This window comes from Runella sp. R0.1_18, assembly GCF_057652155.1.
Window position 1 is genome coordinate 85,972 of sequence record NZ_JBYFCK010000021.1, and the last position, 19,513, is coordinate 105,484.

Sequence of the window (19,513 nt, forward strand, 5' to 3'; positions counted from 1 at the left end):
CCCCCCACCCAACCCAACACAACCCAAACCCCCCCCCCCCCCCCCCCCGGCGGGGCCCCCCGCGGCCGCCCCCCCCCCCCCCCCCCCCCCCCCCCGCCCCGATGGGGATTTGGGATGGCCTTTGCCCTTTTTTCTACTAAGATTTAGCCTCGCTGAGGCTACTTTTTTTATGCGGTCAGCCTAGTTGTTAAGAAAATCATTTGATTATTTCACCCGTAGAGGTTCACTGAAAAATGGCCACTCATCTGCGTTTGTCTGCGACGCTAAATCTGCGCAAATCAGCGGGTAAAACTTTAAAAAAATTAGCTAGCACGCCATTGGAGTCGGGAAATTAATTGGTTTGACTAAAATACTGGAGCTGGATGGCAGCGTTGTTGAGGTTTTTGACCGCTTCTACGTAGTCATTTCGCACCGTGGTGGCTTGGTTGACGAGCAAAACCCACTCCAGATAATTGATGTTTCCTGCCAACAATTGTTGGTTGGCGGTGGTCATAATCAATTGAGCATTGGCCAAAGCCGTATTTTCAAAATAATTGACCGTATTCAAAAATTTCAGATACTGGGCTTTGGCCGTTTGGTAATTGGTTTGAAGCGACTGGACACCTACTTGAACGTTACTTTCGGCGATGAGTTTTTGAACTTTGGCGCTGTTGATTTGGGCTTTTTGAGCCGCTGCGAAAATCGGGATTCCTACTCCCAACTGCACCGACTGAAAGCGATGAAAGCCTGTATAGGCTTGATTGTCAGCGCCCGTGCCTCGGATACTCCCGTTGTTGTACAGTACCGAAAGGTTCGGTAACAACCGCGCTTTTTCAACCTGAAAACTAGCCTCAGCTACTAGTTGTTGTTGTCGCAACCACCGTAAATAAGGGTGCTCGTTGAGGGAAAGGAGCTGAGAAGGGGAGGCGAGTTTGAACGCCAAAACGGTCGGAGTAAAAATGGTCGTTGTATTCAACAGCAGTTGAAATTGCCATTGAAGCGCCTCCGAATCAAACTGAAGTTGGTTAAGCTGCGTCGTAATTTGTCCCAATTGCGTTTCGGCCGTGGCTTTTTCAAGGATGTTACTTTCGCCTTTGGCAAGCCGTAATTCCGCCCGTTTTAAGAAGTCGGTATAAAGGGTATCGGCAAACTGTAGCAACCGTTTCTTTTGTTGTAAATACACCAATTCGTAAAAAACTTGGGCAACTTGCTTCCGAACGTCCACCTCCCGAACATTGATGGCCAACACACTGCGTTGCCACTCGGCGTTCAATAAGTTTTGTTGGGTTTGATACACTTTCGGAAAGCTAAACGATTGGCCAATACCGACTTTGGTGTCAAAATAAACGCTATTGATTTGGCCCAATTCGGCCGTGACGGTCGTTTGGGGGAGTGCTTTGGCGGTTTTCGTTAGGGCTTGTTGGTAAGCCGAAACGAGCTTCTCGTTTTTGATTAACAAGTTGTTTTTCAATGCGGTATCAATCGCTGCCTCCAACGTAATGGGCGTTTGGGCTTGCGTTGAAAAACTAAGAAACCCTAACACTACGAGAACAGCTAAGGGAGGCTTTTTCCCAATTTTTTCAAACGTAATGTATAAAATAGGCAAGACAAACAATGTCAGAAAGGTAGCAATCATCAGGCCGCCAATCACCACCGTAGCAAGTGGGCGTTGGACTTCGGCGCCTGCACCGTTGCTAATGGCCATGGGCAAAAAGCCTAAAGAAGCCACAAATGCCGTCATCAATACGGGGCGAAGCCGAACTTTGGTGCCGTTGATGACAATTTGTTTGACATCTTCTATTCCGCTCGCTTTGAGTCGGTTAAATTCGGCAATGAGTACAATTCCGTTTAAAACCGCTACCCCAAACAAGGCGATAAACCCAACGCCCGCGCTGATACTAAAGGGCATTCCGCGCGCGGCCAAGAGCAAAATACCCCCAATGGCGGAAAGAGGAATGGCAGAATATATGAGGAGCCCGTGCTTGACCGAATTGAAGGCGAAAAAGAGCAACAGAAAAATCAACGCCAACGAAACAGGTACGGCAATCATCAACCGCTCTTTGGCTGCGTTGAGGTTTTCAAACGCCCCTCCATAAGTAATATAATAGCCCGTTGGGAAGCGAATTGTTTGGGCTACTTTACCTTGGAGTTCATTGACAATACTTTGAACGTCGCGACCACGAACATTGAACCCTACGACAATGCGTCGCTTGGCGTCCTCCCGCTGAATTTGGTTTGGCCCTTCTTTGATTTGAACATCGGCCAATTGATACAGAGGGACTTGCGGGCCGTTGGGCGTGGGGATAAGCAAGTTTTGAACCGAGGTCAGGTCTTTCTTTTGCGCGCCACTAAGGCGGACGACCAAGTCAAAGCGTTTTTCGCCTTCATACACCATGCCGCTACTTTGCCCCGCAAAAGCTGTGTTTACCACCCGATTGATGTCAGTAATGTTGAGGTTATATTGGGCAATGGCGTTTCGGTTGTATTGAATGACAATTTGAGGAATCCCCGACACGGTTTCCACGTAGAGGTTTTTAGCCCCGTCGATTTTTTCGATGAGCGAACCTAGTTTATTGGCGTAGGTGGCAAGGGTATCTAAATTTTCTCCAAAAATTTTACAAACTACATCTTGCCGCGCGCCCGTCATCAATTCGTTGAAACGCATTTGGACGGGAAATTGGAATCCTGCCGTTACGCCAGGAATTTCGGCCAAGGCAGCCCCCATTTTTTCAGACAATTCACTAAACGATTTGGCAGAAGTCCATTCTTTTTTGTCTTTCAAAATCACCATCATATCGCTGGCATCCATGGGCATGGGGTCGGTGGGCACTTCGCCGCTCCCGATTTTAGTGACCACTTTTTCCACTTCTGGAAAGCGAGTTTTGAGAATATGTGCTGCTTTTTGGGTGCTTTCAACGGTTGTAGAGAGGCTACTTCCCGTAAGCACGCGGGTGTCCACGGCAAAGTCACCTTCTTCGAGTGCAGGGATAAATTCGCCACCCAAGGTGCTGAAAACTAGGATTGAGATAACAAAAAGGGAAATCACACCGACTAAAACCATTTTTGGCAACTCAATGATTTTGGTGAGGGCGTTTTGGTAAAACATTTCCACTTTTGCCATAAATCGGTCGGAGAAATTGGGAACGTGGTGAATTTTTTTACTCAAAAACACCGAACTCATCATTGGGATATACGTCAGAGAAAGTAAAAATGCTCCCAATAAGGCAAAAGCCACGGTTTGGGCCATGGGCTTAAACATCTTTCCCTCAATGCCTTGAAGGGTAAAAATGGGTAAATACACCACCAAAATAATGACTTGCCCAAACACGGCACTGTTCATCATTTTACTGGCCGATTGTTGTACCTCATCGTCCATCTGGGGTTGGCTGAGGTGTGTTAGTTCGGTAAATTTTTTGTTGTGGGAAAGTTGATGCATGACCGCTTCCACAATAATCACCGCCCCATCGACGATAAGCCCAAAATCTAATGCGCCCAAACTCATTAGGTTGCCGCTTACGCCAAACAAATTCATCATTATGATGGCAAAGAGCATCGCCAGCGGGATGACCGAAGCTACCAATAAGCCCGCGCGGAGGTTGCCCAAAAAGAACACAAGTACTAAAATGACGATTAAGGCACCTTCTAGTAAGTTTTGTTCAACCGTTCCAATGGCATTATTAACCATTTTCGTTCGGTCCAAAAACGCTTCAATGACCACACCTTCGGGCAGGGTTTTCTGAATTTGGGCAATGCGCTCTTTGACGTTTTTGATCACCTCGCTGCTGTTAGCGCCCTTGAGCATCATCACGACTGCACCCGCTACTTCCCCTTGGTCGTTGTACGTCATGGCGCCAAAGCGGGTGGCATATCCTAGTTTAACATCGGCTACGTCTCCAATAAATAAAGGCGTACCGCCGCTGAGGCTCTTGATGGCAATGTTTTTGATGTCATCCAACGTACCTACCAGCCCCTCACTGCGAATATACAGCACCGTAGATGCTTTTTCGATGTAAGAACCGCCTGTATTTTGGTTGTTGGTTTCGAGGGCTTTGAAGACATCATTGATGGTAATTCCGTACGCTTGTAGCTTGTTCGGATCTACCTCAATGGAATATTGTTTGAGTTTGCCTCCAAAGCTACTAACTTCCGCAACCCCCTTTACACCAAGGAGTTGACGGCGGACTATCCAGTCCTGGATGGTTCGTAAGTCGGTTTCGTTGTACTGTGATTTGTAGCCTTCTTTGGGGCGTACCACGTACTGATAAATTTCTCCTAAACCTGTGGTGACGGGGCCTAATTCGGGCACGCCAATGCCCTGAGGTATTTCGGCTTGGACTTTTTGTAAACGCTCAGCGACCTGTTGACGCGCCCAATAAATATCAGTTTCGTCGTCAAAAACAATGGTTACCAACGATAATCCAAAACGTGAGAAGCTACGGATTTCAATAAGGCCAGATATATTGTTATTGGCTTGTTCAATTGGGAAAGTCACAAGTCGTTCAATATCAGTTGCGCCCAACGACGGCGCAATCGTAATGACTTGTACTTGATTGTTGGTGATGTCGGGAACGGCATCAATGGGAAGCTTGGTTACTTCGTAGGTTCCGTAACCGATGAGGGCAAGGACAAATAGCCCAATGATGAGTTTGTTCTTAACAGAAAACTCAATAATTGAATTTAGCATGGCAACAAGAAAAATAATGAAACAATAGCATCAGCCCACTGCTAGTTGGTAGCAGGGCGGGTGTGCGCAAAAAAGAGTCATCGACGACTCAGAGGTGTTTCATTAAGCGCGTTGGGGCGGTTGCCAGATAGCCGAGAGATAGGTGGCTAAAAGATGAGAATCCGAATAAAATGAAGGCTTTTCGGCCTGTAAAATGACTACGTGAGGCGCAAGCGGCTCAAACGTCGGAAAGAGGTAAATGGGAACTTGAAACGACCCACAGTCATCGTGTGATTGAAAGGGCAACTGCTGGTCGCGGGCGGTATCGCCATCATCGGCATGGTGGATGGCGTAGTGGTGATAAATAAAGCTCAGAAAGGAAGTGGATGCATCGCGGTGCTGGTGTTCTTGAAAGTGCATCACAAGCACAGGCAACTTTAGCAACTGACTACAAGGAGTTGCGGAAAGCATATATATTGCCAAGAGGAGCCTTGAGATGAATACTTTCACAGAGGAGGTTGATGTCTTAATCTTCTGATTATAAATAGCGAACGTGCGAAAGAATAAAAAAGTGCTGAGTTGGTCAAATTTAAGGGAGAAAAATTTAATTTTACTTTTTAACCTTACCCCCTTACCATTATCATGCTTCTCAACAAACGTGAATTTCTCCAGTCTGTGACAGGATTGGTCGCATTGAGTCAAACAACAGTAGATACGGCTTTGGCAGCTTTTCAACATCAATCACCCGAAGAAATAGCTCAAAATGAAAATTTTTGGGCAGAAGTTCGCAAAGGCTTTACCGTAACTTCGGAGTTTATTCACCTCGAAAATGGCTATTATGTTTTGGCCTCCGATGAAGTACTAAATACGTATATTCAGCACGTTAGGGATATAAATAAAATTTCATCGCGTTATATGCGGACGCGGCAGTTTGATGATAAGCTGGCGGTTCGGAAACAACTGGCGGAGCTGGTGGGGGCGTCTCACGAGGAAGTGATTATTACGCGCAATACCACCGAATCGCTCGATACCATCATCTCAGGTATTGACTGGAAAGCAGGCGACGAAGTGGTGATGGCTTTACAAGACTATGGTGCCATGGTTGATATGTTTAAACAACAAGCGCGCCGTTATGGGATAGTGAACAAATTTGTTTCGGTACCTAATCATCCCGCCTCCGACGACGAAATCGTGAAGCTTTACGAACAAGCGATTACGCCCAAAACCCGTCTTTTGATGGTTTGTCACATCATCAATATTACAGGCCACATTTTACCCATTCAAAAAATCGCTGATATGGCGCATGCCCGTGGGGTGGAAGTCATGGTTGATGGCGCACACGCGGTGGGTCATTTTGACTTTAAAATTCCTGATTTGCACTGTGACTATTACGGCAGCAGCCTTCACAAGTGGTTGGGATGCCCGCTGGGAGCGGGTTTGTTGTACGTCAGAAAAGAAAAAATAAAGCAAATTTGGCCTTTATTGGGAGAAACAGGCTATCCCGACGACGACATTCGTAAACTCAACCACACAGGGACGCATCCCGTTCATACCGATTTGGCCTTGGCCGATGCCATTAATTACCACAAAAAAATAGGCATCGAACGAAAAGAAGCACGGCTGCGGTATTTGCAAACCTATTGGACGTCCAAAGTCAGGAATCATCCAGGTATTGTTGTCAATACTTCTGCTGACCCTACTCGCCACGGTGCGATTGGAAACGTGGGTGTGACCAAGCTTTCGCCTGCCGATTTGGCCAAAACGTTGATGGAAAAATATAAAATTTGGACTGTCGCGATTGACTATGCCAACGTTCACGGGGTGCGCGTAACGCCGCATTTGTTTACCACCACGCAGGAGTTGGACGTGTTTGTGAAAGCGTTAAAGGAACTAGCAGGCTAAAAAAAAGACCTTCCAAGTTGACGTTAAACTTGGAAGGTCCAATAAAAAAGTAGAAAGTGATTATTTACGACTTGCTTTCCAAGCGTTGAAATCTACCATGTTTACTTGGCCACGAATTTCTCCACCTTTGTTTACTGCTGTGTGAATGTTTGCATAAAGCAATCCTGAAAAGAGCAGATTTTCTTGTTGTTGGTTTAAATCCCAAGAACCAGAAATAGGAGAATTTAATGTACTGCCAAAGTTATAAACTACTGGCCCAGCTTCCCAGCTATTGCCGCTATGGAAGTGCCCCGCAGTAGCAGTAAGACCAGAATAAGTGATTGTATAAGTGAGCTTTTTGGTCTCTTTGTTGTAAACACCCTCCATACGGCCTGTGGCACTGGTAGTGACGGGAGGTACTTCATTGGCACCTGTCAGCGTTGCTTCAAATTTGACCTCAGGATTAGTGTGTGGACCTTTTTCAGTACAGCTGACCATAACTCCCACAATCAATAGAGCGATGAAAAAGGGTAGAGCTTGCGTCAATTTCTTCATGGAATTTGCTGATTTGTTTTGTTTGATTATGCAATAATATTGTTTTCCGTGTCAATATCCAATAGTTTAGGGAGAAAAAATCCGTTATTGGATGGCCCAAACATCTAACTTTCTGGCATAGAGCGCGTGTTCGTCCCACCAAATTTGTAACCATTCATCGGTTTCACTGAGGACAATGACTTTATTTCCGCGAGAAATCGCCTTTTTGACGGGTGCTGCCGAGGAGGGGGATTCACGCAGAAAAGCAGTCTCCTTGTTAATAATACCAATTTGGTAAAAGTCAGGCAAGTTGAGTAGTATAAGCAGGGTACTTAGATACAAAATCACTACCCAAGTGTGGCGTCGTTGTATGAGTTCGTTGTGCCTTTTTTTCTGTACAAGCACCACAAAAGCGTATATCCCAACAATCAACAAAAACAACGTAAAGTAAAGGGAGTATTTCCTAAAAAATAGAAAAATGAAACTAAAGTCATCAACTTCGTAACCCGATAAATTGTAATTAGCGGCTGTTTCCGTAATTTTATTCAAAACAGCTTGCCTCGGTTGGCGGTTGTAAATCATACTCAAATAATACAACTCACGGGCATAGTCGTTTTGCTTTTCGTTGATGTACGCCAATTTATAATAAATAGGTAGGGGAGCGAGCGTTGTGTTTTTGAAACTAGACAAGTAGCGTTCGTACAACACCTCCGTTTCTTCGATTTTACCATTCAAAAACAACGAATCAACTTTACGTAAATTGACGGGCTGGGCCTGCGCCGACAAGGCACAAATACACCCTACCAACGTCCATATTTTGATGAACGTTTTAGCCGAAAATTCGATGTTTTTAAAAAAAATCAAGACCTAATTATTAGTTGTTAAGTTTTACAAAACCACCATCAATCAAATAATCGCAACCTGTAATGAAACCAGCTTCATCTGAGCAAAGATAAAGCGCGAGACTGGCGATTTCAGACGGTTTTGCCATACGTCCAATCGGCTGAGATTTTGATAGTTTCTCAAACATTTCGGCTTCTTTGCCAGGGTAATTTTTGGCAATAAAACCATCTACAAAGGGCGTATGAACGCGGGCAGGGGAAAGACAATTGCAGCGAATATTGTCATGCAAATAATCTTTGGCCACCGAAAGCGTCATCGCAATCACCGCACCTTTACTGGTCGAATACGCAAACCGATCAGGAATACCGACGGTGCCCGCAATCGAAGCAGTGTTTAAAATGACGCCACCACCTTTGCTTTGAAAATGAGGAATGACCGTAAAGAGACAATTATACATCCCTTTGACGTTGACGTTCATCACCCTTTCAAAATCACTTTCGCTGGTTGTATGGGCTTTCCCAACGTGCGCCACCCCCGCGTTGTTGACCAAAATATCAATGGGATGCTTTTGGATAATGGCTTGAATCGTTTCGACCACATCTGCTTGTTTTGAGACATCTACCGCGTGTGCTTCTGCCTGAAACCCCTTTTGTACCAACTCGTCGGCTACAGTTTGGGCTTGGGTCTGATTGAGCTCAAGAATGTGAACATAAGCGCCTTGTTGCGCAAACAACTGGCTGATTGCGAGTCCGATACCACTGGCTCCGCCAGTTACGAGGGCTACTTTATTTGTGAGTGTGAACATGAATATTGAAATGCGGCTTTATAAAAAGTAAGTCATCAAGTGGGCAAAAATACCGTGATTTTGCCGAAAAGACCTATATTTCAGGAGCAATTTTAAAGAAAGCCAGCAAAACACTGATTTAATCTTTCTTTTCGTTTAACCCGTATATATATTGAACGTAGCACACACCAACCCAATGGCGCAGGCCACACAGACTGAACGGATGAATATTTGTTTAAAAATGACTTGGAAACTTAGCCGTGTCTTATTGGCTTTTTATTTGGTGACAATGGCCTTGTTTGGCTGCCAAAGCGAAACGCTAACCCCTTTTATTGATGAACAAATTGCTTCTTATAAAGACCTTTACGACCAATCGTATGGTACTGATCCACTGCAACGTTTTGATATTCATTACCCCGAAACTGTTTCGGGAAAACCATCTGAAGTGTTGATTTTATTGCACGGAGGCTCTTGGTCGGGGGGCGATAAATCGTTTTTGACTCCAACTGTAGAACAGCTAAAAAAAGCGCAAAAAAACCTGGCCATTGTCAATGCCAACTACCGCGTGACCAGCAAAACAGGGGTAAGAATTGGGCAGCAAATCGAAGATATTCAACAATTAGTGGCTTTTTTGAAACAAAAGACGGCAACTTATCACCTGAATGAGGGGGCTTTTGTTATCGGTGGAGTGAGCGCGGGAGGGCACTTGGCGATGCAGTACAGTTATACACATCCCACGGATGGCGTACGGGCGGTAGTGGGCATTGTTGCACCCACCGACCTGACTTCCAAAGCGCTGCGTGAAGCAGGTTTAGAAAAATCAATTGTGCAGCTCATCGGAAAATCGTACGAGGAAGCACCGCTTGATTTTTTGCAAGCAAGTCCCTTAAATACGATGACACCCTCCGCACCTAGAACCATCCTTTTTTACGGTGGGCAGGATAACATCATCACGCCCGAGCAACGGGTATTGACCGAAGCAAAACTGACGCTTTACGGCATCAACCATCAAGTTTATTTTTACCCCGAACAAACCCATGATTTTTCAGCCGAGTTGCTGGCAGATAAACTGATTGATGTGTTTCGGGGGAGGTATTAGCAGAAAGTGGTTTAGACTTTCCAAGTTTTATAAACTTGGAAAGTCTATCTATTTTATAACCGCTAATGTTCCTTTAATGGTTTGATTGGTAAATTTTAAACCATAGTAATATTGGCCAGATGGTACGCCATCAGCACACCACTTAAATTTTGTGTCAATAGAACTATAAACCAATTTTCCCCAACGATTAAAAATTTCTATTTTCTCAAATTGAGGGCCACAAGCTACGCTCGAAATACCCTCAATAAAAAAGCAATCGTTTTTGCCATCGCCATTGGGTGTGATGACATTCGGGGTATTTTGTTCAACATTGGTAGCCGTCGGTAAATTGCCTAAGCGCATTCTTACGGCGAGGGTGTCGTTTTTGTTGGTACCGCAGCTATTGTCTTGGGTGATAAAATGCACCACCATTTCTTTGCCTGCCATTGCGGCATAATCAGCACAATTGGGCTTCCATTCAAAACGGGAAGTGAGACGAGGATTGCCCGTTTTTTCGTCAAATTTCATTTGGTATTGTGCCAAGTTAAAGCCTTGCCCTTGGGCATACAGACGTAATTGGTCGGTTTTGTCGGCATCGTCAGAATAAACGTCAAAAACCACCGAACCACTCCCGTCGGCGGCGGGCAAAGGAACGTCAATAACGGCTGAAGAGGCAAGACTTGTCGATACCTTGGGCTTATTGTTGGGTAGGGGAGATGCTTGCAGCCGAACCGTGACTGTATCCTTCACTTGGCGATTGCAGGCCACGTCGGTGACGATAAAGTCAACAATGTACTCTTGCCCGACGGCGTTGCAAGGAGGAGTCCACGTAAAAGGTTGTGTCACAGTGCCTTTCCCCGTAGCGTTGTTGAAAGTCATTCCCACCTGATTGAGTTGAAAACCCCGCCCGCGTGCTTCCAGCACCAATTCATCGTTGTCTTTATCGCTGCCTATTACATTAAAATTGAGGGTTGTCCCCTGGGCTATGGCCGCACGATTATTGGTTAAGTTGGTCACCACGTCAGGGTTGTTGTTGAGGGCACCTTCAATAAAGACTCGGATCCGCAACGTGTCAAGCAGCGGTTGGGGACAGCCGTCGTCGGCCACGATGACTTCGACAATAACGGGTTGGTTATTACGGCTTTCGACGCATTTTTCAAAGCAAATTTGCGCCTTCAAAGTGTCAGTCGTCGATTTGGTGACGTAAGTAAGCGGATTGGGTGATACACTGGCGTCGTCAAAATTGATACCAATCGTACGAAGTGTCAGGCGTTGATTGGGGTCGCGGTCAGTTATCAATATATCCAAACATTTCGACTGGTCGCGCTTGATAGTGAGCGTTTCGCCTTCTTTATAAAAAGCGGTTTTACCTGCTTCTCGGTAGAGGGCGGTTGGCGCAAAATTTTGGGGACAATCCACCACTTTAAATTGAAATTCTCGCCTAACAGCCCCAATTTTGACACCTTTTCGGTATTCCTCTACCAATACCGCAAAAACATAAAGCCCTGCTTTGTCGGCGGTTACGTTGAGGATTCCCGTTTGCCGATTGATTCGCAACGGAACGGGGCCTGGAATCATGTTTTGGTCGTTGATACCTGCCGTCCAAACAACCTGTGGATAAGCACTGCTTCCACGCGCAACGGGCTCGGGATTACTGGTATTGGCATAACCTGCCCAAGGACGTGTGAGTGAATAAACTAAGCTGTCACCGTCTGCATCTTTCCCACTAAAATCGAACGTAAAAGGGCGATTGAGGCAAATATAATCGCCTTTCAATTCGCCAAATTTTGGGGTAGAATTGGTATAAGGTTGGTTGTTTTGTACCAAAGCAGGAAATTCGGTATAAAAAGTTTCGCCCGTACTTGCTGGATTGAGAATATTGGTAATGATGCTATTTCGGCAGCAGCGTTCCCAGACGATGTAATAACCACGCGGGTCGTTGAAGTTTTGGGTATTGATAATAATTTCGCTGGAGTACCGAATAAACAGCGTGCGCAAATCGGCGTTCAACGCGCCGCAAGTAGGATTGGTATAGCTAATGAGCTTTCGGGTTGTTTGGGGAAGCTCAATACTTCCCATGGAGGCATTGTCAGATTTGCGGAAGAAATAAAGCGTAACTGTTTGAGTCTCTGCGGCGGGACGACCATTGGCTTGGTCAAAATAAAAATTTAGCCCAATATAAAAACGGCTGGCAGCTTGGTTGGTTGGGTAGAACTCAATTTCGCCTCCCACTATGTGCGACGCCCACGAAAGGCTTGGCACAAACATCAAAATCCACAATGTGCGAAGTAGAATTTTTTTCATTTGGTTTTAGGGCTAAACTTCTCGTTGTACTTTTGTCGCGGTGTATAAATCGGATATTCAAACTGATAAGTAATTACGCAAGAATGTTCTTCGGCGTTGCTTAAACAATACGATGAAAAATTACAAAAAAAATAGACAAGTTGTAGAAAATCTACTCATTGAGGATTTTGCGGCTGAGGGCAAGTGCATCGCCAAGCACGAGGGTGCGGTGGTATTTATCGAAGGAAATGCGGCCCCAGGCGATGTGGTGGACGTTGAAATCTTGGCTTTCAAGAAAAAGAAATTTTACGAAGCGCGGTTGCTGCATACCCATTCGTGGTCAGAAAAAAGGGCTACGCCGTTTTGTAGTTATTTTGGTACCTGTGGTGGCTGCAAATGGCAGCATATTCAGTATGCAGAACAACTTCAATTTAAGTGGCAGCAAGTAAGTGATCATTTGCACCGAATTGCCAAAGTAGCGTTGCCAACCATTGATCCCATTGTTCCTTCCAAAGAAACGACGTTTTACCGCAATAAACTGGAGTTTACATTTTCAAATTTCCGTTGGTTTACTTTTGAAGAAATGGGTGATGGCACCGAGCTCGACCGCGACGCTTTGGGCTTTCATATACCAAAACGCTTTGATCGAATTTTGGACATCGAAAAATGTTACCTCCAGCCTGACCCATCCAACTTAATTCGTAACGAACTCAAAGCCTTTTCCAAATCAAAAGGATTTCGGTTTTACGACCAAAAACACAACGTTGGTTTTATGCGGAATGTGATTCTGCGCACAGCCAATACGGGCGATGTCATGGTGATTGTGCAGTTTGCCGAACCTAATCAAGAGGACATAGACGCGACGATGGAGTTTTTGAAAGACCGTTTTCCCGAAATTACGTCTTTACAATACATTATCAATACCAAAGGAAACGATTCGTATTACGACCAAACGGCCATTTTGTACGCGGGCAAACCCTACATCGAAGAGCGAATGGAAAACCTGACGTTTCGCGTGGGGCCAAAATCGTTTTATCAAACCAACTCCGAACAAGCGTACGAACTTTACAAAGTGGCGCGCGAGTTTGCGGGCCTGACGGGCAACGAACACGTCTATGACTTATACACTGGAACGGGCACCATTGCCAACTTTGTGGCGCACCAAGCCAAGTCGGTGGTGGGGGTAGAGTACGTGGCGGAGGCCATCGAAGACGCCAAGGTCAACGCCCAAATCAACGGCATCACCAATGCGCGCTTTTACGCGGGCGACATGAAGAATGTCTTGAACGAGGAATTTATTCGAGAAAACGGACATCCCGACGTCGTCATTACCGATCCCCCGCGTGCGGGCATGGACGAGCCCGTCGTACGTACCCTTTTACGCATGGAGCCGACCAAGATTGTCTATGTAAGTTGTAATTCGGCGACCCAAGCCCGCGACTTGGCGTGGCTCGACGAAAAATACGCCGTTACCAAAGTGCGTCCAGTCGATATGTTTCCGCATACACATCACGTCGAAAATGTCGTTTTGTTAGAGAAAAAATAAAAAAAGCGGTTTTTAGCGCATAGAGGCTGTTTTATAGGTGTTTTTATTGAAAAATAGGACTGCGGGAGGATTTGTTCTTCTACCGTTTGATAAATTCTTCAATAAAAACATCCTTTGTGTGGTTGATTTTCAAAACGAATAAATTATTATTGCAAGACATAACGATACTTTTATAAGCTAAAACCTTCTATTGGGCAAAGAATATTCTTTGGCTAAGAATGTTAATGCTTTTTAAGAGAATTGTACTATGTCTTGTTAAAGCACCACATCAAAATAGAATGCGCTATGACTCAGACCACCTCATTGCCAATGATGGCACCGAGTTATTCGATTGAGACGAGCCACAATTACACCAAGTTGTTGGCCGACTTGCTGATTGTAATGTTTGCGTTTTTGCTAGCCACCCAGCTTTCCCACCGCGTTTGGATTGGGCGAGACTTGCTGGTGATTGGCGGTCTCTTGGTGGGCTGGTATGCAGCCTCCAAATTTACACCACTTTACAACGACTTCCGAACCCTCACCTTTATTAACGAAGTGTGGGCGCTACTCCCCAACCTGCTTTTCCAGTTTGCAATCCTGACCGTTTTCTTATTCTTCCTCAATGATACCAACCATGCCCGCACTTTTTCGCTGACGTACGTTTCGGTGCTGGGTATGCTGATTACCCTAAAAATGTACGGGCTGCGAAAAATATTTCATTATTGGAATGGCAAAGGCATTTACCAAAAAACGCTGGTCGTGCTGGGTGATTCTGGTAAGATGAACGGCTTTGTTGATTTTGTCAAAAAAAATAGCCAATTTGGTTACAAAGTGGTGGGGATAGCTCCGCTACCTAGTTCAGTAACGCGCACGGATCAATGGGAGGAGACCCTTCGCTATTTGGAGAAAGCGCACGCATTACATTTGCTAGATGAGCTGATTGTTATCTCAGAAAATTTTGAAGAAGATATCGCCAAAAAAATCACCCAATGGGCTGATTCTAAGGGCGTATTGTTGCGTTTTACCCCCCGCTTTCTTCAGTTTCGGTCATCCCGTTTTACGTTGGAGTTGTTGGGTGGAAAACCCCTCATTTCGGTACGGAATACCTTGCTTGATACTGATTATTACTGGTTGATAAAGCGCTTGGCGGATGTTATTTTAAGTACGAGTGCACTTCTTTTGGTAGGTGTGTGGCTTGTGCCGCTTATCAGTCTTGCCATTGTATTGGAGTCGAGCGGGCCGATATGGATTAAAAAGAGACTGCTTGGCCAAGGAGGAAAAGAATTTGACTCTTGGGTGTTCAGAACCCAGATTGAAAAGCAAAAAACGTGGATTGGACGCATACTTTTACAAACGAAATTGGACAAATTTCCGCGTTTGTTGAATGTTTTACGCGGCGAGATGTCGCTGGTAGGGCCTCAGGCGCACAAACGCTCAGAGTATTACCAATTACAGTTGGCCACCCAAAATTACAAGGTTCGCTATCGGGTAAAACCTGGTTTGATGGGATGGGCAGAAACCAACGAGGTTGAGATACAATCGGGAACCGACCCTGCCGTACTCCAACAAAAAGTGGATTACGACATTTGGTACATCGAAAATTGGAGCTTATTGCTCGACGGAGAAATTATGGTTAAGACCTTTTACAAGGTTTTAAGGAGTGTTATTTTTCGGTAAAAAAGTTTACAAAAGGGCATTTTTGAAGTTTTCTTTTTGGAGCAATTTGGCAAGGTCGGCATCAAACTGATGGGCGACAAAAAGCTCCAAATGGCGGTCGTGGTGCAAATCAGTCCCCAGAAAATCAACCAAATCGAGCTTGATGAGCTGTTGGGCGATTTTTTTGGTGGCGGGGCCGTAGTAGCCACACAACGAAGGTAAATTTACCTGCAACATACACCCCAATTCGTGGAGGTGTTTGTAGGTGTTCATCGAGTGGTGGAGGTAATTGTAGCGTTCGGGGTGTGCTAAAATTGGTTGGTATCCTTTGGTAAGTAGTTGAAAAATAACGGTTTCTAGTTGTTGGCTAGGGGCAACAAACGACATTTCGATCAGGACATACCGACGAGCTCCAAACGACAACAAGTCGTTGGCCGCTAGGAGTTGTTCAAAATGTTTGTCCACAAAGTACTCGGCAGCGGCTTCGATTTGAATGCCTAATCCTTGTTTTGTGGCTTCTTTTTGAAGTTGGGCAAGGCTCGATTGAATGATGGACGTGGTATTGTTATAAAGGCCGTCGTAGATGTGCGGTGTGGTAATGACGCGTTGAAGCCCCATCTCCTGAAAACGTTGGAGGTAGCGGAGGGAAGTGGCGAGGTCAGGACTGCCGTCATCGATACCAGGGACAAGGTGAGAGTGAATATCCGTTTGGAGGAGTTCAAAAATGGATGTTGTAGATTTTTTCTTAAAGAAAGAGAACATAGAGTTTCTGATAAGTTGTCAAAAGATAGGGTTTTCTTTTGACTGGAATAAAGAACAAAAATAACGGTTTAAATTATCATTTATTTTCACTGAATGAATTACTCTCATTTTACGCGAAGCAAACTAACTGTTTTTCTGTTAGGATGTATCTTTTTGAGCTCACTCTACGGATGTATGAGCCCCAAGCAAATTGTCTATTTCCAATCCTCAGATTCAACGCAGACAGTCCTGCTACCTCCAATCAAACCAGTGGTTGCCCGAATCGAACCCAATGATATTTTGGCGATTACCGTGGGGAGTTTTAACCAAGAATCCAACGAGATTTTGAACTTCGCCAACGTTAATTCATTGACTACCAGTAGTTATCCTGGCCTTCAGTCGGCCATGCGGGGGCAGCCTTTGGGTTATTTAGTGGATACCAGTGGGCACGTTGAAATTCCATTTGTGGGTAAAATAAAGCTTGTAGGACTGACCCTCGACCAAGCGGCTAACCTTGTGCGGGGAGAGGTGAGTAAATCGTTGAAAGATCCTGCAATTAATGTGCGCTTTCTCAACCACAAATATTCAATTTTAGGGGAGGTTAATCGCCCTGCTACTTATAACCTCCTTGATGATAACACGACATTGCCCTCAGCGCTGGCCATGGCGGGAGATTTGACGGTTTATGGGCAACGAAACAACGTGATGTTAATTCGAGAAACTGAAAAAGGAAGAGAAATCGTAAGAATTAACCTCCTGAACCGCGACGTCCTCAACTCACCCTACTACTACATCCGAAATGGAGACATTATTTACGTAGAACCTAGCAAAGCAAAAGTTACGTTTAACGACCGCACTGTTCAACTTATCCCCATTGTTACGAGCATTACCACGGCTTTTGTAGTGGCGTTAAATCTCTTGTTGAGGTAGTTGTAAGTGCTTGATTCATAATAATATACTATTTGTTACCGATTTTTAACTCTATGGAAAATCTTGAATTTTGGCAAGAAAAAGAAGAAGACTTTAACTTAAAGTTGTTTCTCTTAAAATACCTCCGCTATTGGTATTGGTTCGTCATTGCTTTGGTCGTATCATTATGTGCTGCTTTTTTTTACCTCCAGTTTACAACTCCTATCTATAAAGTGACTGCTTCTATACTCATCAAAGATGAAAAGAAGGGGATGGGAGGTGGGAATGAAATGCTCAAAGAACTTGATTTGTTCAACGGGAACAAAATTGTTGAAAATGAAATGGAAGTATTGAAATCACGGTCTCTGATGGAGAAAGTGGTGGATGACCTTAACTTGAGTGTTTCTTATTATGAAGAGGGGACTTATCGTGATTCGGAGCTTTTTCAACAATCTCCTGTAACAATCAATTATACGCAACTACAAGATGTTGCGTATGATAAACCACTATATATAAAAATGGTTGATAACCAGCATTTTGAGTTGCTGGATGATGGCCAAAAGGTGGTTGGAAGTTATATTTATACGCAACCCATTTCCTCTGTATATGGCCGTTTTAGAGTGTTCCTCTCGAAGCCTAAAACCCCAAAAGGTACACTCATCAAAGTTAGATTTAGCCATAAAGAAAGTCTCATAGGGGCACTTATAGCACAAATTCAAGTAGAACTTATCAATCAAAAAAGTACGGTATTACTACTTTCAACAGAAACCTCAGTGCCTGAAAAAGGTAAGGCTATTTTGGCAAAGCTCCTGGATGCTTATACATTTTCGGCGCTGGAAGACAAAAACTTGGAAGCAAGCAATACCCTACGCTTTATTGAAGATCGCCTTAAACTTATTACAGGGGAACTGACAATCGTCGAAAAAGATGTTGAATCGTACAAAACTTCGCAAGGAATTACGGATTTAAGTACGGAAGCGAATCTTTTTCTCGAAAAAGTCAAAGAAAACGATACCAAACTTAACGAGGTGGACATCCAATTGAAAGTGTTGGAAGGGGTAGAGCGTTATCTCCAAAGCGGCCAAGGTACGGTGGCGCCCGCAAGTTTGATGGTGACTGACCCAATTTTGACTTCTTTTATTGAGAAATTGAGCGAGTTAGAACTCCAAAAAGAAAAAATGGCGCGTACTGTACAGCCAGGTAACCCATTTCTAGAAACGCTTAACACGCAGATTTCCAATACAAAACAGGCAGTTAGGGAGAATATTAACAACCAAAAAAATGGCTTATTGGTGACTCGGACAAGTTTGGCGGGGTTAAACAAACGCTTTGAAGGGTCAATCAGTCGCATTCCACGCAAGGAACGGGAGTTTGTGACTATCCAACGTCAACAAAACATTAAAGAGAATCTTTATTTGTTGCTCCTTCAAAAACGCGAAGAAACCGCGCTTTCGTATGCTTCTACGGTGACTGACAGCCGTTTGGTGGACAGACCGTACGCTACGCCACTTCCTATTAAGCCCAATACCAAAATGATTTATTTGGTGGCGTTGCTATTGGGAATTGTTTTGCCCGCAGCCGTGATGAACATCAGAGAATTACTCAATGACCGAGTTCAATCACGTAAGGAAATAGAATCAGAGACGGGGTTGCCAGTTTTTGGAGAAATTGCGTTAAAACCTAAAGAAATTAAAACGAATTTACTCGATGTCCAAAGCCGAACCTTTATCGCAGAGCAGTTTCGCCTCCTTCGTACCAACCTGCAGTACATCAACCCCGATAACAAACACAAGGGAAATGTCATTTTATTGACCTCTTCCACCAGTGGGGAAGGCAAAAGCTTTATTACCCTCAATTTGGCCATTAGTATTGCTACTTTGGGTAAACGGGTCGCCGTTTTAGAGCTAGACATGCGGAAGCCCAAACTCACCAAATACCTTGGTCTCACCCGCGACAAAGGCATCTCCAACTTCTTAGCAGGCGCGGCAGACCCCATGGAGATTGCCCAAAAAACGGACATCGAAAACTTATTTTTGGCCTCTTGCGGGCCATTGCCACCCAATCCAGCCGAATTGCTCTCCAATGGAAAAATAGAGACGCTGCTAGCTACCTACCGTGAATACTTTGATTATATCTTACTCGATACCCCACCCGTAGGTTTGGTGACAGATGCCTTGGTACTTGCGCCTTATATCGATACTTGTTTCTATATTGTGAGGCATGAGGTGACGGTCAAAAAAGACTTGACCATTTTGTCCGATTTGAAGAAGTTTAATAAGTTTAAATCCATTAATGTCATTTTCAACGGTGTTAATTACCGCAATAGCCAAGAGTACCGCTATGGGTACGGCTATGGATACAAGTATGGAAAAGGATATTATGGGTAGCCAAAAGGCATATACGCTTTTGAGCTAAGTTGCTGATCCCAATTCCATCGAAGAGGTGACTGTGTACATAGTTTAATTCTTTCTTAGAATGTTTATGTATTTTTGCCACTTGATAAATATCTTGAAAAAATTAACAAAAAAGCATAGGTACTTACTTCTTTAGTATGTATATTATACTAAATTTAAACTAAGGTGACGTATTTTTAATATAAGGGAAACAGGTTAAAGAAATAACCTTTTGAGCAGATTC

The 19,513-nt window shown here is 44.5% G+C and carries 13 protein-coding genes; 6 read left to right on the top strand and 7 right to left on the bottom strand.

The window, feature by feature from the left end; all coding sequences use genetic code 11:
• Positions 1–331: 331 nt before the first annotated feature.
• Together AC23P2_RS26020 and AC23P2_RS26025 are read right to left on the bottom strand one after the other, a co-directional pair.
• Positions 332–4,663, bottom strand: coding sequence for a CusA/CzcA family heavy metal efflux RND transporter (locus AC23P2_RS26020; RefSeq protein WP_487775900.1), 4,332 nt, complete (start codon positions 4,661–4,663; stop codon positions 332–334).
• Between the two features lie 102 nt (positions 4,664–4,765).
• Positions 4,766–5,113 (bottom strand): hypothetical protein, encoded by a 348-nt coding sequence (locus AC23P2_RS26025; RefSeq protein WP_472487590.1) that lies wholly within the window; start codon positions 5,111–5,113, stop codon positions 4,766–4,768.
• A 171-nt stretch (positions 5,114–5,284) separates the two neighbouring features.
• On the opposite strand from AC23P2_RS26025, the gene AC23P2_RS26030 reads away from it, so the two are divergent.
• Positions 5,285–6,544, top strand: a complete 1,260-nt coding sequence (locus tag AC23P2_RS26030) for an aminotransferase class V-fold PLP-dependent enzyme (RefSeq protein ID WP_487775901.1) — start codon at positions 5,285–5,287, stop codon at positions 6,542–6,544.
• A gap of 60 nt (positions 6,545–6,604) precedes the next feature.
• On the opposite strand, the gene AC23P2_RS26035 is transcribed toward AC23P2_RS26030, so the two are convergent.
• From AC23P2_RS26035 to AC23P2_RS26045, 3 genes are all read right to left on the bottom strand, one after another.
• Complete coding sequence (locus AC23P2_RS26035; protein WP_064750988.1) at positions 6,605–7,078, bottom strand: CHRD domain-containing protein; 474 nt, start codon at positions 7,076–7,078, stop codon at positions 6,605–6,607.
• Between the two features lie 84 nt (positions 7,079–7,162).
• A complete protein-coding gene (locus tag AC23P2_RS26040; RefSeq protein WP_472487588.1) occupies positions 7,163–7,921 on the bottom strand; it encodes a tetratricopeptide repeat protein in 759 nt (252 codons plus the stop codon).
• A 10-nt stretch (positions 7,922–7,931) separates the two neighbouring features.
• Entirely contained in the window at positions 7,932–8,705 is a 774-nt protein-coding gene (locus AC23P2_RS26045; protein ID WP_487775902.1) for an SDR family NAD(P)-dependent oxidoreductase, read from the bottom strand.
• Between the two features lie 151 nt (positions 8,706–8,856).
• Here AC23P2_RS26045 and AC23P2_RS26050 point away from each other — a divergent pair, with 151 nt between their 5' ends.
• Positions 8,857–9,783 carry an alpha/beta hydrolase fold domain-containing protein gene (locus AC23P2_RS26050; protein ID WP_487775903.1) on the top strand — a complete coding sequence of 309 codons (927 nt, stop codon included), beginning with the start codon at positions 8,857–8,859 and terminating at the stop codon, positions 9,781–9,783.
• A 48-nt stretch (positions 9,784–9,831) separates the two neighbouring features.
• Here AC23P2_RS26050 and AC23P2_RS26055 read toward each other — a convergent pair whose 3' ends face one another.
• Entirely contained in the window at positions 9,832–12,066 is a 2,235-nt protein-coding gene (locus AC23P2_RS26055) for a T9SS type B sorting domain-containing protein (RefSeq protein ID WP_487775904.1), read from the bottom strand.
• A gap of 112 nt (positions 12,067–12,178) precedes the next feature.
• Here AC23P2_RS26055 and rlmD point away from each other — a divergent pair, with 112 nt between their 5' ends.
• Together rlmD and AC23P2_RS26065 are read left to right on the top strand one after the other, a co-directional pair.
• Positions 12,179–13,591: a 23S rRNA (uracil(1939)-C(5))-methyltransferase RlmD gene (rlmD, locus tag AC23P2_RS26060; RefSeq protein ID WP_487775905.1), complete on the top strand. Its 1,413-nt coding sequence runs from the start codon at positions 12,179–12,181 to the stop codon at positions 13,589–13,591.
• Positions 13,592–13,876: 285 nt separating this feature from the next.
• Positions 13,877–15,247: a sugar transferase gene (locus AC23P2_RS26065; protein ID WP_487775906.1), complete on the top strand. Its 1,371-nt coding sequence runs from the start codon at positions 13,877–13,879 to the stop codon at positions 15,245–15,247.
• Positions 15,248–15,253: 6 nt separating this feature from the next.
• On the opposite strand, the gene AC23P2_RS26070 is transcribed toward AC23P2_RS26065, so the two are convergent.
• The gene (locus AC23P2_RS26070) at positions 15,254–15,988 is read right to left on the bottom strand and encodes a tyrosine-protein phosphatase (protein WP_487775907.1); all 735 of its coding nucleotides are present in this window, start codon (positions 15,986–15,988) and stop codon (positions 15,254–15,256) included.
• Positions 15,989–16,081: 93 nt separating this feature from the next.
• Between AC23P2_RS26070 and AC23P2_RS26075 the strand changes: the two genes are divergently transcribed.
• A complete protein-coding gene (locus AC23P2_RS26075) occupies positions 16,082–16,897 on the top strand; it encodes a polysaccharide biosynthesis/export family protein (protein WP_487775908.1) in 816 nt (271 codons plus the stop codon).
• Positions 16,898–16,950: 53 nt separating this feature from the next.
• The gene (locus AC23P2_RS26080; RefSeq protein WP_487775909.1) at positions 16,951–19,263 is read left to right on the top strand and encodes a GumC family protein; all 2,313 of its coding nucleotides are present in this window, start codon (positions 16,951–16,953) and stop codon (positions 19,261–19,263) included.
• Positions 19,264–19,513 lie beyond the last annotated feature (250 nt).

Bases quoted from the DNA above. Each gene is read 5' to 3' on its own strand.
- AC23P2_RS26035 (WP_064750988.1), bottom strand. From the start codon at position 7,078: ATGAAGAAATTGACGCAAGCTCTACCCTTTTTCATCGCTCTATTGATT.
- AC23P2_RS26020 (WP_487775900.1), bottom strand. From the start codon at position 4,663: ATGCTAAATTCAATTATTGAGTTTTCTGTTAAGAACAAACTCATCATT.
- AC23P2_RS26055 (WP_487775904.1), bottom strand. From the start codon at position 12,066: ATGAAAAAAATTCTACTTCGCACATTGTGGATTTTGATGTTTGTGCCA.
- AC23P2_RS26075 (WP_487775908.1), top strand. From the start codon at position 16,082: ATGAATTACTCTCATTTTACGCGAAGCAAACTAACTGTTTTTCTGTTA.
- rlmD (WP_487775905.1), top strand. From the start codon at position 12,179: ATGAAAAATTACAAAAAAAATAGACAAGTTGTAGAAAATCTACTCATT.
- AC23P2_RS26025 (WP_472487590.1), bottom strand. From the start codon at position 5,113: ATGCTTTCCGCAACTCCTTGTAGTCAGTTGCTAAAGTTGCCTGTGCTT.
- AC23P2_RS26080 (WP_487775909.1), top strand. From the start codon at position 16,951: ATGGAAAATCTTGAATTTTGGCAAGAAAAAGAAGAAGACTTTAACTTA.
- AC23P2_RS26070 (WP_487775907.1), bottom strand. From the start codon at position 15,988: ATGTTCTCTTTCTTTAAGAAAAAATCTACAACATCCATTTTTGAACTC.
- AC23P2_RS26030 (WP_487775901.1), top strand. From the start codon at position 5,285: ATGCTTCTCAACAAACGTGAATTTCTCCAGTCTGTGACAGGATTGGTC.
- AC23P2_RS26045 (WP_487775902.1), bottom strand. From the start codon at position 8,705: ATGTTCACACTCACAAATAAAGTAGCCCTCGTAACTGGCGGAGCCAGT.
- AC23P2_RS26065 (WP_487775906.1), top strand. From the start codon at position 13,877: ATGACTCAGACCACCTCATTGCCAATGATGGCACCGAGTTATTCGATT.